Origin of the sequence: Microbispora catharanthi (assembly GCF_006334915.2) — a bacterium.
Taxonomy (GTDB): Bacteria; Actinomycetota; Actinomycetes; order Streptosporangiales; family Streptosporangiaceae; genus Microbispora; species Microbispora catharanthi.
The window spans coordinates 214,341-231,310 of sequence record NZ_VDMA02000012.1 but is presented as its reverse complement, the minus strand read 5'-3'; the positions used below and the strand labels follow the sequence as shown (position 1 = coordinate 231,310).

Here is a 16,970-nt window from a genome sequence, read left to right as displayed (position 1 = left end):
GCATGGGCGCCGTGCGCGCAGCATGTTGCGTGCCGACGGAGAGGTGGACGGGGTGCGACGGAGTGGGTTCGGCCTGGGCAAGATCGGCCCGGCTCGATGGCTGCTGCGTGTCACGACTGTGTCGGTGATCGCGATTCTGCCTGGAACGTTACAACTTCCGGCATTTCCGGCCCCGGTCTCCGCGCCGCGCGTTGTGCTGAACTTGCCGAACGTCACATCCGGCTCGGCCGACGCCCCGCCGGTGCAGCAGTCGGGCTCGGCGCAGGGCCTGCCGCATCTGGTCGATGCATCGGCCACCGAACCGAGAGACCTGCGAATTCCCGGCCCGCGTCCAAGTGACGACGGGAAGCGCCCGGAAGGTGGGCTTCCGCTGGACAAGCCGCGCACGCCGTCGGACGAGCCGGCCAAGGGCGGTCTGAAGTCTCCACCGCCACTGCCGGCCGAATTCAGGGAAGCGAAGCCCGAGGAGACGGCCCCCCCGCAGGCCGTCCAAAGTCAGGGCTTGTCGATGAGGCAGGTGCGCCCCGCCAAGGGCGCTGCTGCGGAGTCACCCACGCTTGTCGTTACCCGAGTGGCGTCTGCCGCAACGTCGACAAGGTGGTCGTCGAACCTCGCCTCCGCCATGGCGGAGGGTGACGCTCCTTCCGTGTCATCCCTCTCGGCCTTGGGGACCCAGGGTTCGGACGGATGGACGCTGTCGTCGTTGACGCCGTATTTCCAGGCGAAGGTCACCGACCCCTTGTATCGGTCGTCCTATCTCGGGTACGAGATCGAGCACGATCCCTCGGTGCCCGCGCAGGGCTCCGGTCTGATCTCTTCGGGCAAGGGGACGACCTCGGCGTCGTCGGGGTCGTTCGCCTCCGTCAGCGTGCCTTCGGGAAAATTAACGGACGGTTGGCTGGTGCGCTGGCGGGTCCGTGGTGTCACCACGAGCGGCGTAGAGGGCGCGTGGTCTGACTGGCAGCCGGCGAAAATCGACGTCTTCAAGCCCGCGGTATCGGACTTGTCGGCGTGGCCGGAGGCGGGAGTGTCAACATTGGCGTCACTGACCCCGGAATTCTCGGCGAAGGTCACTGACCCGATGCCGTTCCGGTACTCATACTTGAGTGCGGAGGTGGAGCACGATCCGTCGACGCCAGGCCAAGGGTCGGGTCTGATCTGGTCGGGTACGGGCACGACGGCGACGTCCTCGACCAGCTCGTACGCCTCCGTCACGATGCCGAAGGGCAAGCTGACCGATGGCTGGATGGTGCGGTGGCGGGTCCGGGCCGTGACGACGACGGGTGTGGCCGGGCCCTGGTCCGACTGGCAGTCGGCCAAGGTGGACATCTTCAAGCCGACGGTGTCGAACCTGTCGGCCGACGGGACGCAGGGCTCGGGGCTGTGGACCTTGTGGTCGCTGACGCCGCGATTCGACGCCGACATCAGTGACTGGGTTTCCTCTCGGTACTCCTATCTGAGTGCGGAGGTGGAGCACGATCCATCGGTGCCGGGTCAGGGGTCGGGTCTGATCTGGTCGGGTACGGGCACGACGCCGACGTCCTCGTCCACGTCCTCCGCCTACGTCAAGGTGCCGGCGGGCAAGCTGACCGACGGCTGGATGGTGCGGTGGCGGGTCCGGGCCGTGACGACGACCGGCCTGAACGGGCCGTGGTCCGACTGGCAGACCTCCAAGATCGACATAACCAAACCCGCGGTGTCGGAGGTCACGACGACTACCGGTCTGCCGAACTCGGGTCTGTGGACGTCGTGGACGCTGACACCGGAATTCCGGGCGAAGATCAGGCCCACCACATTCGGCAGTCTTGACGCGAACTCCTATCTTGCTGCGGAGGTCGAGCATGATCCGTCGACGCCGGGCCAGGGGTCGGGTCTGATCTGGTCGGGCAAGGGCACAACGACCACGTCCGCGGACAACCCGTACGCCTCGGTGACTGTGCCGTCGGGGAAGCTGAGTGATGACTGGGTGGTGCGGTGGCGGGTTCGCGGTGTGACCACCAAGGGCCTGGCGGGGCCGTGGTCGGACTGGCAGACCATGAGGGTGGACGTCACCAAGCCGGTGGTGTCCGACATCGGGGTGCAGGGGAGCCAGAGCGGCGGCCTGTGGACGATGTGGACCCTGTCGCAGAGCTTCTCGGCGAAGATCACCTACAACTCGATTCTCGGTCTCGGACCGAACGCCTACCTTGGGGCGGAGATCGAGCATGACCCATCGGTGCCGAACCAGGGGAGCGGACTGATCTGGTCCGGGACGGGCACGACGGCCACGTCCTCAAGCAGCTCATACGCCTCGGTGTCGATGCCCGCGGGCAAGCTGACCGATGGGTGGCTGGTGCGGTGGCGGGTTCGCGGTGTGACGACGACGGGGATCAACGGGCCGTGGTCGGAATGGCAGACGGCGAAAATCGACGTCAACAAGCCGGCCGGGACCGGCCTCGGCGTGGTCCCGGGAACCAAGACCGCGGACGACTTCTGGGTTCTGGCCTCGTCGACGCCCTGGCTGTACACGAAGGTGACCACTGAGGGAGGCCTGGCCTCCTATCTGGGCGCGGAGGTCGAGCACGATCCGTCGGTGCCGGACCAGGGGAGCGGGCTGATCTGGTCGGGGACCGGCACCAAGTCGTACGCCTCCGGGTCGAACGCCTGGGTGCAGGTGCCCGCCGACAAGCTGTCCGACGGATGGCTGGTGCGGTGGCGGGTCCGGGGCGTGACCACGACCGGCGTCACTGGACCGTGGTCGGAGTGGCAGAGCGCCAGGGTGAGCGTCAACAGACCTGCCGTCGCAGCGGTGGGAATCACCCCAGGAACGGCCGGCGTTTGGTCCTGGACCGCTCAGTCGCTGACTCCGTGGCTGTTCGCGAAGGTGACCGACGCCCAGGGACGCAGTTCCTACCTGGGCGTCGAGGTCGAGCACGACCCCGAGGCGGCCGACCAGGGATCAGGTCAGATCTGGGCCGGGACCGGCACCGCCGCATACCCGTCCGGCTCGAACGCTTGGACGGTCATCCCGGCAGGCAAGCTCACCGACGGCTGGCGGATCCGCTGGCGGGTCCGGGGCGTCACCATGAGCGGAGTGAACGGCCCGTGGTCCGAGTGGCAGAGGGCGACGGTCGCGGGCCTGCCCTTCCAGACCTTCTCTCCTGCGGACAACTCGCAAGTGAGCACGTTGCGTCCGACACTGTCCGCGCACGCGCAGTCGCCGGTCGAGGCCAAGGTGACCTACTGGTTCCAGATCTGCTCGGGGACCAAGGACCACTGGACGTGGTGTGAGAGCTCGTATGATTGGAGCAAGAACGGGACGTTCACCGTCCCGAAGGACAAGCTGCAGTGGGGCAAGACCTACTGGTGGTACGCCAAGGCCGCCACGAGCACCGTAACCGTGACCTCCCCGTGGATGAGCTTCACCACCACGCCTGAACAGGGCACCGTCAACTCCCTTCTCGTAACCGGCACCGAGGGCCGGGAGTTCAACTACGTGAACGGTGACTACACCCGGTCGGTCACCGATCTGTCCGTCGCCACTCCTGGCCCGCCGCTGGCCGTCACCCGCTCGTACAACAGCCTTGACCCGCGTTCGGACGGGGCGTTCGGTTCCGGCTGGTCCACGCGGTGGGACATGCGGATTCAGGACGAGGGACAGGCGATCAGCTACCCGTCCATGGTCGGTCACTGGCGTCTGGGCGACCTTCTGGGCAGCGTGTTCGCGGCGGACGCGTCCGGCCGGAGGTTCAACGCGGCGCTGTCCGCCGGCACGTCCCCCGTTCAGGGGAAGATCGGCGGTGCCATCGCCACGTCGGGTGGCGCGGTGGCCACCGCACCCGGGCCGGTGCTGCGCACCGACGACAGCTACACCGTCGCGTCCTGGCTCAGGCTGGACGACAGGTCGGGTTCCTACCAGGTGGCCCGGCAGAACGGCGACAACGGAGCGCCGTACTACCTGGGCGTCGACCAGGCCACCGGCCAGCTCAAGTTCGCCACCTACGCCTCCGACACCGCCGGTTCCACGAGTACCTCCGTGCTGTCGGGAGTGAACGCGCCCGTCGGGCAGTGGTTCCACGTCGCCGGCGTGTACGACAAGGCCGCGGGCTCGATCTCTCTCTATCTCAACGGCGACCTGATGAAGACGGCCACCGGCGTCCCGGCCGGCTGGAACGCGACCGGCACGACGGTGCTCGGCAGCGACGTCAAGGGCGCCATCGACGACCTCCGGATGTTCCAGAAGGCGTTGTCGTCGGCCGAGATCCAAGGGCTGGCCGCCATCAAGACGATCACGCCTCCCGCCACGGTGCTGATCACCTACCCGGACGGCACCCAGCAGCGCTTCGCCTCCAAGGGCGACGGCACCTACGCCTCCCCGCCGGGGACCTTCGCCACCCTGGTCAGCCTGGATGACGGCGGCTGGCGGTTGATGGACCGGTCGGCCACCTCCTACTGGTTCGACACCTCCGGTCGGCTGACGAAGGTCAGCGACAGGCGGGACCGCACGCAGGACCTGGCGTACGGCACGGACGGCAAACTGCTGAAGGTCACGGCGACCGGGGGGCGTTCGCTCACCTTCGGCTGGACCGGCGCGCATGTGACCAGTGTCGCCACCGACCCCGTTGACGGCGCTCCAATCAGCTGGACCTACGAGTACGACGGCGACAAGCTGGTCAAGGTATGCCCTCCGGCCGCCGGCGGCGCCTGTACCACCTACACCTACACCGACGCGTCCCACTACCGCAGCGTCGTCCTCGACTCCATGCCCACCGGCTACTGGCGCCTCGGCGGGACCGCGACGGCGTTGCGGAGCAAGGTGCCCAGCTCCGGCGGCCTCGACTTCGGCGCGAGCGACGGCATGCTCAGGGGTACCACAGCCAATGCGACCGCGGGCGTCACGGGAGCGCTGGCCGGCACAGCGGACACGGCCATGACGTTCGCGGGCACCGCTGGCTCCGCCTACGTGTCACTGCCTGAGGCGACCGTCAGCGGGCTCGGCGGAAGCCTGTCCGTCGAGGCCTGGTTCAAGACCACCGGCTCGGGCACCATCCTCGGTTACCAGAACTCGTACGAGGACGATCCGGACTCCTATGGTCTGGGCATCTATGTCGGGACGGACGGCAAACTCCGCGGCCAGTTCTGGAACGGAACCATCGCTCCGATCACCACGCCCGGCAAGGTGAATGACGGCAACTGGCACCATGTGGTGCTGTCCGGCGCGGAGGACATCCAGACCCTGTTCCTGGACGGGCAGCCTGTCGGCGGCGTCGCGGGCAAGATCACCCACACCGTCAGTTCCGAGATGTGGGACACCCGCATCGGCGCTGGGTACGGCGGCCCGAGCTGGCCGTTCACCACGGCGTCGTTCACCGCCTTCCCCTTCGCCGGCAGCATCGACGAGGTCGCGGTGTACAACAGGCCCCTCGGGCTGGGCACCGTCCGCACCCACTACGCCGCGCGACTGGCCCAGCCGCTGCTGACCAAGGAGACCCAGCCGTCGGGCCGCGTCCACGCGGAGAACACCTACAACGCCGACGGAGGCCGGCTCACGACGCACACCGACGACGACGGCGGCATTTGGAAGTTGTCGGACCTGGTGTACGCGAAGGAATCGACCACTCAGATCTCGGCCACGGCCACCGTGACCGACCCGCACAACGGCACGCTGACCTACGTCACGAACGCTCTGCGCGGATACCAGGTCGTCTCCACGACCGACCAGCTCGGCAAAACCACCAGGTACGCCTACGACGTCGGCGGATTCCCCGCGAAGGTCACCGACCCGAACGGCAACGCAACGGACGTGTCGTACAACGCGCGCGGTAACCCCGTGGCCAAGAAGACGTGCCGCAGCAGCGACACGTGCTTCACGGAGTACTACTCCTATTACCTGAACGCGGACGACCCCTTCGATCCCCGCAACGATCAACCGACCGCCTACCGCGACGGCAGATCGGCCTCGGCCGCCGACGACACTTACGCGGTCACCATGACGTATAACACCCATGGTGAGCCGACGAAGAAGACGGTTCCGGCCACGTCGGACTTCCCCCAGGGGCGCTCCCAAATCACGGCCTACACCGACGGCACTGAACCGGCAGTTGGCGGTGGCACCACTCCAGCCGGCCTGGTGAAGTCCGCCAAGGACTTCAAGGGAAATGAGACCACTTACGCTTACACTGCCAACGGCGACCTCGCTCAGGAGACCGGCCCCAGCGGCTTGATCAAGAAGTACGGCTACGATCCGATCGGGCGGATGGTCGAGCGCAGCGACATCTCGCAGGCGAATCCCGAGGGCGTCACCACCGAATTCACCTATAGCCGACGTGGGCTTCTCACAACCGTCACTGGAGCGGCCGTCAGGAACGAAGTTGCCGATGTGACGCACACGCTGAGGCAGTCCTTCACCTATGACGCGGACGGCAATCAATTGAGCGTGTCGGTGTCCGACCTGACCGGAGGCGACGCGGAGCGCACCACCGCGCACACCTATGACTCCTACGGCCGGGTCGATTCGGTCACCGGTCCGGAGGGAGGCGTCGAGCGATATGAGTATGACCATAAGGGACAGAAAGTAAGCTACACCGACACGCGCGGTTCGGTGTACAACTACACCTACACACCGCGTGAAGAGCTCGCCACGGTCATCCTCAGGGGATGGAGGGGCAGCCCGGTGGATCCACAAAGCGCGACCGACGTGGTCATGGAATCGTATGCCTATGATCCCGCTGGCAGACGCGCAGCCAAGACCGACGCGATGGGCCGCATCAGCTCTTATACCTATTACGCGGATGGCCTCCCGGCTCAGACGATCGCCAGCGGCGTGAGCCTGAATGGTTCTTCTTCTGAGCGTGATGTGATACTCGACGAGAGGGTGTACGACCCCGCTGGTCACCTCACTCGGCAGATCACGGATGGCGGCGTCCTGCGCGTCGACGCGGTCTACGACGAGGCCGGACGTCTCACGTCACACACGACAGATCCGGCCGCGTTGGCCAGGAAGACGGCGTACCGCTACGACGCTAATGACAACATCATCGAAATAGGTCGGAGCGCGGCCGGAACCGATCGCACCGAGGTCACCGAATATGCCTACGACGCGGCAGACCAGCCCATTAGGCAGGTCGTGCACAACAACGGTCAGGACCTGGTCACCACGCTGACTGTGGACGACCGCGGACTGATCACGGCCATCACCGACCCTCGCGGCAACGTCTCTGGAGCCACCGCCGCTGACTACACCACTGACATTCGTTACGACGTGGCGGGCAACCGGGTTGAGGTGAAGCTGCCGCAGGTCCAAATCGAGCGCTACGGAATCGCCGCCGCGCCTGCTCGTCCCACCACCTGGGTGGGCTACAACACGTTCGGAGACCAGACCCACCTGTTGGACCCGGAAGGACAAAAAGTTGTCTCCGCGTTCGATCGGGCGGGGCGGATGGTCTCGCAGACCATGCCCGCCTACACCCCGCCGGGCGGCCAGACGATTACTCCAATGGTGACGGCGGAGTATGACCTCGCCGGACAGCAGGTCAGTGCGACAGACGCGCGTGGCCACACCACGACAGCGCTTTATGACGGGCTCGGCCGTAAGGTGCGGGTCACAAACCCGTCTGTCGGCGGGGCGGCGGGCGGTATCACGACGTACGGCTACGACCTGCTCGGAGAAGCGATATCGCAGACCGACCCCACTGGTGCACGCTGGGAAGCGACCTACGATGACCTCGGCCGCCAGATCACCACGACGACCTTTGAGCGTAGGCCGACCGTGGCCGCCTACGTCACCAGACTGGAGTACGACGACGCGGGCAACCTGACCAAGGTCACTCGTCCGGGCGGAGACGTCGCCAACCGTGCTTACAACGCGGCCGGCGAGATGACGTCCCACACGGACGGGCTCGGGAACAGCACGACCTTCGGCTACGACCTCACCGGCCGGGTTGCGAAGACGACCAACCCATTGGGTGTATCGACGACCGCTGGTTTCGATCAGGCCGGCAGGCAGATCGAAGCGGCAGACATCGATGCCGATGGCACCGTCTTGCGCGCCCGGACCTTCGGCTATGACGCTGCGGGAAACCAGATCAGCCAGACCACGGCGAGCGGTCACACGACCACCCGTGTCTACGACGCGGCCAACCGCATTGTGGAGCAGCACGAGCCGGTCTCCGCCACCGAGACCATCAACACCTCCTTCGGATACGACGCGTCAGGTCGGCAGACCCGGTCGACTGACGGGCGGGGCAACTCCACCTACGCCACCTACAACAGCCTGGGACTAGTGGAGTCGGTGATCGAGCCGATCACCACTGCCCACCCGAACGTGCCCGACCGCACCTGGACCACCATCTATGACGAGGCGGGTAACCAGATCACGAGCCTGCTTCCCGGAGGTGTCAAGGTTGAGAGGACCTTTGACGAGCTGAACCGACTTGTCAAGCAGACCGGAAGCGGTGGCGAGGCGGCCACGGAGGACAAGCACTTCACCTACGACCTCGCCGGTCGTCTGACCAGTGCGGACGAACTGGCCTTTTCGCTGAACGACCGCGGCCTACTGCTGAAGAGCAGCGGACCCGACGGCGACATCAGCGCCTATGCCTACGACGCCGACAACCGGCTCGTTCAGAGAGTGGATGCCACTGGCATGGCCTCCTTCACCTGGGACGACGCCGATCGCCTTACCGGCATGACCGACCCGGTGACGTCCTCCGCGATCGAGTATGGGTACGACAAAGCAGCGCGGGTGACAAGCATGGTCTACGGCGCGAACGGCACGCGGCGGAGCTTCTCCTACGATGCGCTGAATCGTCTTACCAAGGACGAGCTCAAAAGCGGCCAGGACTCACCGATCGCGTCGATCGACTACGGCTACGACGCCGACAACAACATGACCAGCAAGGCCACGACCGGCACTGCCGGCGCGGGTAACAACACCTACACGTACGACTGGGCCAACCGCCTCACATCATGGATCGCGCCTGACGGCAAGACCACCGACTACGGCTGGGACGCCGCCGGAAACCGCATCCGGGCAGGCGACAAGACCTATACCTACGATGAACGTAACCGCCTCATATCCGGTGACGGCTATACCTATACGTACACAGCACGCGGCACCTTGGCCGAGGCTTCTAACGGAAAAGTAGAGATCACCAAGTTTGACGCTTTCGACCGTCTCGTCCAGGACGGTGCAGTAACGTACGACTATGACGCCCTCGACCGCATGGCCACCCGTAGTGACGGCGAACAGACGTTGAAGTTTGCCTATGATGGCCAGACGAACAATCTGGTCGGCGTCACGGACAGCGGCAACGTAAAGAAGGCGGCGTACGGCCGAGACGCGTTCGGGCGCACGGTGAGTCTGTCCGACGGAGGCGGCGGACAGTTGGCATTCAGTGATCTGCACGGCGACCTGATCGGCGCCTTTACGGCCGACGGCACCGCATTGATCGACTCGGTTGCCTACAACCCCTTTGGAGAGGTAATCGCTCAGACGGGTGCCCCTCACGGAATCGGGTACCAGGGCGGTTACACCGACCCCAGCACCAAGAAGGTCAATATGGCCGCCCGTTGGTACCAGCCCGCAACGGGTAGTTTCGTCTCCCGTGACACCGCGACCCTCACCGCCGATCCGTCGGTCCAGCTCAACCGCTACACCTACGCCAACGACAATCCCCTGACCAACACCGACCCCGATGGACATAAGGCCAAAACAGCCACGGTGTCCGGAGGGCTGGCGAAGGTCAAGACAAAGACGAAGACGGTCACGGTCCAGCCTGCGACCAGTTGCGCGAAGAAGAAGGGAAAGGAAAAGCAGACCTGCCTGGTCGAAACCGAGGTCAAGCAGGATCACAAGCGGTGTGTGAAGGATTACGGCCAGGGTGGATGCTCCTGGGCGGAGAATGAGTATCGCGACTGTCGTGCCGAGCACTCCAAGAAGTACTGCGCCGCGACGAAGGATGTTTATGGAGACTGCCTGGCAATTGGATATGGCAACAAGACCTGCCAGTACGGGGTTTCCGCGTATGCCGAGTGCCGTGGTGTTCACATCGATGCGGATATCTGTCGCGACACGGCTTCCGTCGCGATCAAATGCCGCGCCGGTGGCTACGGCAAGAGAACATGCGACGACACTACCGTGGCTTATAGGACGTGCCTCAACGGACGCAAGACGAATATGTCCGAGGGTAGAAGCGTCTGCGGCGACAACGAGTCACATTACCGTCAGTGCCGGACCGAACGCGACGCGGACATGTGCAATAGCTGGTCCAGCAACTACCTCGCATGCCGTGATCAGGCCAAGATGCACGACGACAAGTCCTGCACTTCCTTCGCTGAGACGTACTTCCAATGCCGCTCGTCAAAGAAGTACGGTGCGCACAACGACCCGTTCTGCGGCGAGATGATGAGTGGACTGCTGGGCTGCTGGAAGGAGAACAAGCCGGGAGCCTGCTGGTGGTACGACGACATGTACCTGGAGTGCGCGAAGAAGAACAAGTCGGAGCGTGCCTGCATGCAGGGAAACGGAATGACTGGCAAGGTGTGTGACAAGAAGAATAAGAACTGCGTCTACCATCTGGATAATGGATTGACCAACCTTGTGACCACCGCTGCCGCCGTAGGTGGTGCATTCATCTTGGCTGCTTGCGGTGTCGCCGGTGTCCACCTGATCACTTTCATTTGTGAGGCGGGTGCGGCCGTCATCGAGTTCGGTGCGTGGAAACTGTCGACCAAGAACAAGGGTAAGGGTGTCTGGATTAAAGTTGGCGACCCTCAAATTATTTGGGATTGGTCTGGAGTCCCGATACCGGCACCGGGGGATATCACGGTTGGATCCCAATGAGAAAACGAATTCCGACTGTCCGTAGGATTCGCCGGCTGACGGCGATCGTTCAAGGTTCCGTCTTCCTGATGGCGGCTGCGTCGATCCCGCTGGAACCGCCTGGGGAGCACAAGTGGACGAATGTTCTGTTCGCCATCGCGATCTCGCTCACTCTGGTCGTCATGCTGCTGATGCTCCTTGAGATGTACCTCGGTAGAAGGCGTCGGCGGGGGACCGAGGGCGATGACAGCGCGTAGCGCGCCTGTCAACGCTCCACGGCCGGGTACACGACGGTTCAGCGGGTGCCGGGGATGCGGTCGGCGAGGGCGGCGTGGCGGTCCCGGAGCTCGCGCTTGAGGATCTTGCCGCTCGGGTTCTTCGGCAGCGCGTCCACGAAGGCGATGGCCTTGGGCACCTTGAACGCGGCGAGCCGCGCCCGGACGTGGGCCCGCAGTTCCTCCTCGGTGACGGTCACGCCCGGCTTGGTCACCACGATCGCGACGACCGCCTCGATCCAGCTCGGGTGGCGGACGCCGACGACGGCCACCTCCGCGACCGCCGGGTGCTCGTAGACGACCTCCTCGACCTCGCGGCTGGCGACGTTCTCCCCACCGGTCTTGATCATGTCCTTGATCCGGTCGACGACCGTGAGGTAGCCCTCCTCGTCCATCACCCCGAGGTCGCCCGAGTGGAACCAGCCGCCCCGGAACGCCTCGGCGGTCTTCTCGGGGTCGTCCAGGTAGCCGAGGATCGCGTGCGGGCTGCGGTGCACGATCTCGCCGATCTCCCCGGGAGGAACGTCGTTGCCGTCGGCGTCGACGACCCTGGTCTCGACGTTCAGGGCGGCCTGGCCGGCCGAGCCCGCCTTACGGATCTGGTCCTCCGGCTGCAGCATCACCGCGACAGGCGCCATCTCGGTCTGGCCGTAGAAGTTCCACAGGCGCACATCAGGCAGCCGCTCGGCGATCTCCCTCAGCACCTCGACCGGCATGATCGCCGCGCCGTAGTAGCCCTTGCGGAGTGAGGACAGGTCGCGCCGGTCGAAGTCCGGGTGGCGCAGCAGCGAGATCCACACCGTGGGCGGGGCGAAGAACTTGGTCACCCCGTGGCGCTCTATCGCCTCCAGCACGGCGGCCGGGTCGGCTCCGGGGAGGATGTGGCTGGAGGCGCCCAGCTGGATGTCCGGCACCAGGAAGCAGTGCTGCTGGGCGCAGTGGAACAGCGGCATCGCGTGCAGTTCGACATCGTCGCGGGTCATGCCGCCGTCGATGACGCAGCTCGCATACTGGGCGATCAGTGCGGCGTGGGACAGCACGGCGCCCTTCGGGCGTGACTCCGTGCCCGAGGTGTAGAGGATCTGCGCGGGGTCGTCCGGCCCGATCGGCACGATCGGCTCGGCCACATCCTCCCGAAGCAGCGAGTCGAACGACTCCCAGCCCTCCTCGGGCGCCGGGCCGTACACCATGCGCAGCCGCAGCCCGTCGGCCTGCTTGGCCGCGTCCCGCGCCACCGGCAGCAGGGCGTCCTGAGCGATCAGCGCGACCGCGCCGGAGTGGGACAGGACGTAGGCGATCTCGTCGGAGCCGAGCATGAAGTTGACCGGCACGAGGACGGCCCCGGCGCGGGCCACGCCGAAGATCGTCCGCACGTAGTCCACGCTGTTGCGCGACAGCACCGCCACGCGGTCTCCGGGACGCACACCCCGCGCGGCCAGCGCGCCCGCCACTCGCGTCACGTCCTCGTCGAGCTCCGCATACGTACGGGATCGGGCCGCGTCCGCCACGGCCAGACGGCCGGGGTGCCGCCGGGCGGAGCGCCGGAGCAGGTCCGCGAGCGACTGGCGGCGGGCGAGGGCGACATCCGGCGAGGCGGGGGACATGAGCGGCTCCAACACCTGAACAGAGGAAACTTCTGGATCAGCCTAGTGAGAACCGATGGCCTTGGGGAGAGCCCCGCCTAGCGACGGCCGGGAGCACCTGCCGCGGAGAGCCGAGGCGCCGTCACCCGCTCATCATGACGGCGCCGACCAGCGTCACCCGGGTCGTGATAGTCCTGTTCCGTGTCGATCACGGACGAGGAACTGGCCCTGACGGCCGCGCAGGCCGGAGCCGCCGTCGTGCGCTCCATGTGGGGGACATCGCTGACGCGCTTCGCGAAATCCGCGGACGACTTCGCCACGGTCGCGGACATCGAAGCGGAGAAGGCCATCCTCGACGTCATCCGCACGGCTCGTCCGGACGACGCCGTGACAGGCGAGGAGAGCGGCCGCACCGGGCGGGACGGCGCGGAGCGCATGTGGCTGGTCGATCCCCTGTGCGGCACGCGGAACTACGCCGCGCGCACCATGCTCGTCGCGGTGAACGTCGCCCTGCGCGTGGGCTCGACCATCACGGCTGCGGCCTGTGCCGACCCGTTCGCGGGTGAGGTGTTCTGGACGGACGGCGTTCACGCGTACGTCCGCCGGGACGCCGTGGACGAGCCGCTCACGCCGTCGGCCGAGTCGCGACTGGTGGACGTCAACCTCGATCCGCCGTTCCCGAACGCACCGGACTTCCTGGCCGCTCGGCTCCTCGCCGATCCGAGCTTCGCCGAGCGTTTCCACCCCCGGGTCGTCTCCACCACTCTGGCGGTGGCGTGGGTCGCCACCGGGCGGCGCGCCGCGTACGTCACCGACGGCCGTCTGCGCGACAGCGTGCACTTCGCGAGCGGGATCGCGCTGTGCCAGGCCGCCGGATGCGTGGTGACCGGCATCCACGGCGAACCACTGCACACCGGTGCCGGCGGGCTCGTCGTGGCTGCCGACCGGGAGACGCACACCGCGTTGCTGGAGATCATCGCCCGCGCTCATCGGTGAGCACGGTCAGGCGGCCGTCGCCGGAGTGGCCGCGGTGGTGAGGTCGAAGACCGTGACGCCGTCCACGGTCCGCGGCTCGAAGGTCTCCTGCACCCACGCGGCGATCCGGGTGGCCTCGTCGCCGCCGTTCGTTCCGCCGCGGCCCATGCCCATGCCCGTGCCGATGAAGTAGTGGATCCGTCCCTCGGCGACGTACTGCTGGAACCGCGCCAGCGTGGGCGCGGGATCGGTGCCGTTGAAGCCGCCGACGGCCATGACGGGTTCCTCGGTGGCCAGCTGATATCCGGCGGCGTTGTTGGAGCCGACGGTCGCCGCGACCCAGGTGTAGCGTCCCGCGTCGGCGGACAGCAGCGCGGTGAGCGCGGCGCCGGGCGTCGCCGCGTTCAGCAGCCCGCCGCCCGCACCACCTCCTGGGCCACCTCCCGGGCCCATGCCGCGCCCGCCGCCGAACCCGCCGGGGAACCCGCCCTGACCGGTCCGTCCGGGGAACGCGCCGCGCGGACCGCCGTTGAGGCCGCCCCGCCCGAAGGCCCCGCGCGCGCCGAAGCCGCCGGGTCCGCCGAAGGCGCTCGGGCCCGCCGAGGGGATGGCGCCCGTGTGCGGGGTGGCCGCCGTCTCCACGGCGTACGCCGCAGGGCCGGCCAGGCAGGCCACGAGCCCGGCGACGGCGGCCGTGGCGAACAGCCGCACGCGCGCCCGCCACAGGGCGAGGATCGCCACGGCGGCGACCGCGCCGGCGGCCGGGACCGCAAGCGCCGGCCAGGGGAGCCGTCCGGAGGCGCGTGACAGCAGCACCGAGGCCCACCAGGCGGTCACGACCACGGTCGCCGCGAGCGTGACGACGGCGGCGGGGCGGTGCCTGCGCTCCCACAGCAGGGCCGCGCCCATGCCCACGAGCGCGGCGACGGGCGGGGCCAGCGCGACCGTGTAGTACGCGTGGAAGATCCCCTGCATCAGGCTGAAGATCAGGCCGGTCACCAGCAGCCAGCCGCCCCACACGCCGAGCGCGGCGCGGGCCGGGTCGGTACGCGGGGCCCGGCGCAGCAGCCACAGCCCGGCCACCAGCAGGATGAGCGCGGCGGGCAGCAGCCAGGAGATCTGCCCGCCGGCCTCGGTGTCGAACAGGCGCAGCAGCCCGGCCTGCTGGTTGGTGTTGCCGAGCCCGCCGGCCTCGTCGCCGTTGAGCCGGCCGAGGCCGTTGTAGCCGAGCGCGAGCTCAAGCACGCTGTCGTCCTGCGACCCTCCGATGTACGGCCGGGAGCCGGCGGGGATCGCCGCGACGATCGCCGGCCACCATCCGGCCGACACGAGGACGGCCAGGCCCGCGAGGGCGAGCTGTCCGAGCCGCCGGCGCAGGCTCGCCGGAGCCGCGACCAGGTAGACGAGCGCGAAGCCCGGCAGCACGAGGAACGCCTGGAGCATCTTGGCGAGGAATCCGGTGCCGACGCAGAGCGCGGCGAGGACCAGCCAGCGGGTCTCCGCCTTCTCCTGCGCCCGCACCAGGAAGTACGCCGCCAGCGTGAGCAGCAGCACCAGCAGCGCGTCGGGGTTGTTGAACCGGAACATCAGCACGGCCACCGGGGTCAGCGCCATGACCGCGCCCGCCAGCAGCGCCCCCCAGACGGGGAAACGGCGGCGGACGGTGGCGTACAGCACGCCCACGGCGGCCGTGCCCATCAGCGCCTGGGGGACCAGGATGCTCCAGGAGTTCAGCCCGAACAGCCGCACGCTGAGGGCCATCGGCCACAGCGCCGCGGGCGTCTTGTCCACGGTGATGGCGCCGGCCGCGTCGGAGGCGCCGAAGAAGAAGGCCTGCCAGCTCGCGCTGCCCGCCTGGACGGCCGCCGAGTAGAACGAGTTGGCCCAGCCGGAGGCGCCGAGGCCCCAGACGTACAGCACCGCTGTGGCGGCGAGCAGCACGGCCGGGGCGAGCCGGGCGGGCACCCGGCGGGGTACGGCTCCCACGGCCGGCCGGGGCGGGCGGAGTGTGTCAACGGTCACCGGGATCGTCCTTCGCGTCGTGTCGTCGTCTCACGACGCTAGGAAGCGCGTCTCGGCCTCCGCTGAGATCCGCATGAGGATCCGATGAAGGAAGCCGCCCGGAGCCCTGGGCATCGAGTCCCGGCCGCGGGGCCCGAGCCGCCTGGAGTCCCGGTTGCGGGGCCGGAGCGCCCGGATCCCGGTGGGTCAGATGCTTTCGGGTTCGCCCTCGTCCACCTGGTAGGTCGTCTCCCACGAGGCGCCGCAGTGGCAACTGGTCAGCTCCAGCAGCTGTCCGTCCTCGGTGACGGCGTAACCGTCGTTGAGGCGGACGTGGACGTGCACGCTCATAGGAGCCGCCTTCGTGGTCGTCGGCTGTTCGGGCGGCCCTGGGACCGAACCCCCGAAGTCTTATGAGGTGTTATATACCAACTTGGGTGATTTTTGACTAGAAACCTATCGAGCGGCGCGGTGGATCTCGTCCAGCAACGCCGCCGCCGCGGCGCCGCCGGGCGCCCCGCTCACCGCCACGGTCTCCCACATCGGCGCCGGGTCCGCGAGTTCCAGGAAGCGCACGCGAGCGGTCTTCGCCGAGAACGACCGCGGGACCAGCGCGACGCCGAGGCCGTTCCCCACGAGATCGAGCAGGGAGTGGACGTCGGTGACCTCCAGGGCCACGTGCCGGTCGACACCGGCGGCGGCGAGCGCCTCGTCGGCCCGCGTCCGGGTGCCCCAGTCCGGCGGGAAGTCCACGAACCGCTCGCCCCGCAGCGCCGCCAGCCCCACTCTCCCGAGCGCGGCCAGCGGGTGCCCCGGCGCGCAGGCCAGCACGAGCGGCTCGGCCGCGAGAGGGGCCACCACGACGTCGTCGGGCTCGCGCGCCGGGCGGGACACCAGGGCGAGGTCCAGGCGGCCCTCGCGCACCTGCTCGACCAGCTCGCCCGAGCCGCCGTGGCGCAGCCGGATGTCGAGCCCGGGATGGGCCGCCACGAACCCGGCGAGCACCGTCGGCAGGTCCACCGCGTGCAGGCACTGCAGGGAGCCGATGGACAGCGATCCGCGCAGCAGACCCTGGACGGCGGCCACGGCGTCACGGGCCGCGTCGCTCGCCGCGAGCGCCCTGCGGGCCTCCACCAGCAGCGCCCGGCCCTCGGGTGTGAGCCGCACCTGCCGGGTGTTGCGCCGGAACAGGTCGGCGCCCAGCTCGCGTTCGAGCGCGCGGATGGACGCCGACAGGCCCGACTGTGCGATGTGCAGACGATCGGCCGCCTGAGTGAAGTGGCTCTCCTCGGCGACCGCCACGAAGTACCTGAGCTGCCGCAACTCCACCGCTTA

Annotated in this window: 7 protein-coding genes; 3 read left to right on the top strand and 4 right to left on the bottom strand. The window is 67.7% G+C overall.

Translation table 11 applies throughout. The features are described 5' to 3' along the window. Positions 1–43 precede the first annotated feature (43 nt). The gene (locus tag FH610_RS23215; protein WP_139576735.1) at positions 44–10,822 is read left to right on the top strand and encodes a LamG-like jellyroll fold domain-containing protein; all 10,779 of its coding nucleotides are present in this window, start codon (positions 44–46) and stop codon (positions 10,820–10,822) included. A 68-nt stretch (positions 10,823–10,890) separates the two neighbouring features. After that, entirely contained in the window at positions 10,891–11,058 is a 168-nt protein-coding gene (locus tag FH610_RS42920) for a hypothetical protein (protein ID WP_161628061.1), read from the top strand. Positions 11,059–11,096: 38 nt separating this feature from the next. On the opposite strand, the gene FH610_RS23210 is transcribed toward FH610_RS42920, so the two are convergent. Further along, entirely contained in the window at positions 11,097–12,680 is a 1,584-nt protein-coding gene (locus FH610_RS23210) for an acyl-CoA synthetase (RefSeq protein WP_139576734.1), read from the bottom strand. A gap of 180 nt (positions 12,681–12,860) precedes the next feature. Between FH610_RS23210 and FH610_RS23205 the strand changes: the two genes are divergently transcribed. Then, on the top strand, positions 12,861–13,655 hold the full coding sequence (locus FH610_RS23205) for an inositol monophosphatase family protein (RefSeq protein WP_139576733.1): 795 nt from the start codon (positions 12,861–12,863) through the stop codon (positions 13,653–13,655). Between the two features lie 6 nt (positions 13,656–13,661). Here FH610_RS23205 and FH610_RS23200 read toward each other — a convergent pair whose 3' ends face one another. From FH610_RS23200 to FH610_RS23195, 3 genes are all read right to left on the bottom strand, one after another. Continuing rightward, the gene (locus tag FH610_RS23200; RefSeq protein ID WP_205825983.1) at positions 13,662–15,656 is read right to left on the bottom strand and encodes an ArnT family glycosyltransferase; all 1,995 of its coding nucleotides are present in this window, start codon (positions 15,654–15,656) and stop codon (positions 13,662–13,664) included. Between the two features lie 186 nt (positions 15,657–15,842). Further along, entirely contained in the window at positions 15,843–15,986 is a 144-nt protein-coding gene (locus FH610_RS43300) for a hypothetical protein (protein WP_167538764.1), read from the bottom strand. A gap of 105 nt (positions 15,987–16,091) precedes the next feature. Further along, the gene (locus FH610_RS23195; protein WP_139576731.1) at positions 16,092–16,964 is read right to left on the bottom strand and encodes a LysR family transcriptional regulator; all 873 of its coding nucleotides are present in this window, start codon (positions 16,962–16,964) and stop codon (positions 16,092–16,094) included. Between the last annotated feature and the right edge of the window lie 6 nt (positions 16,965–16,970).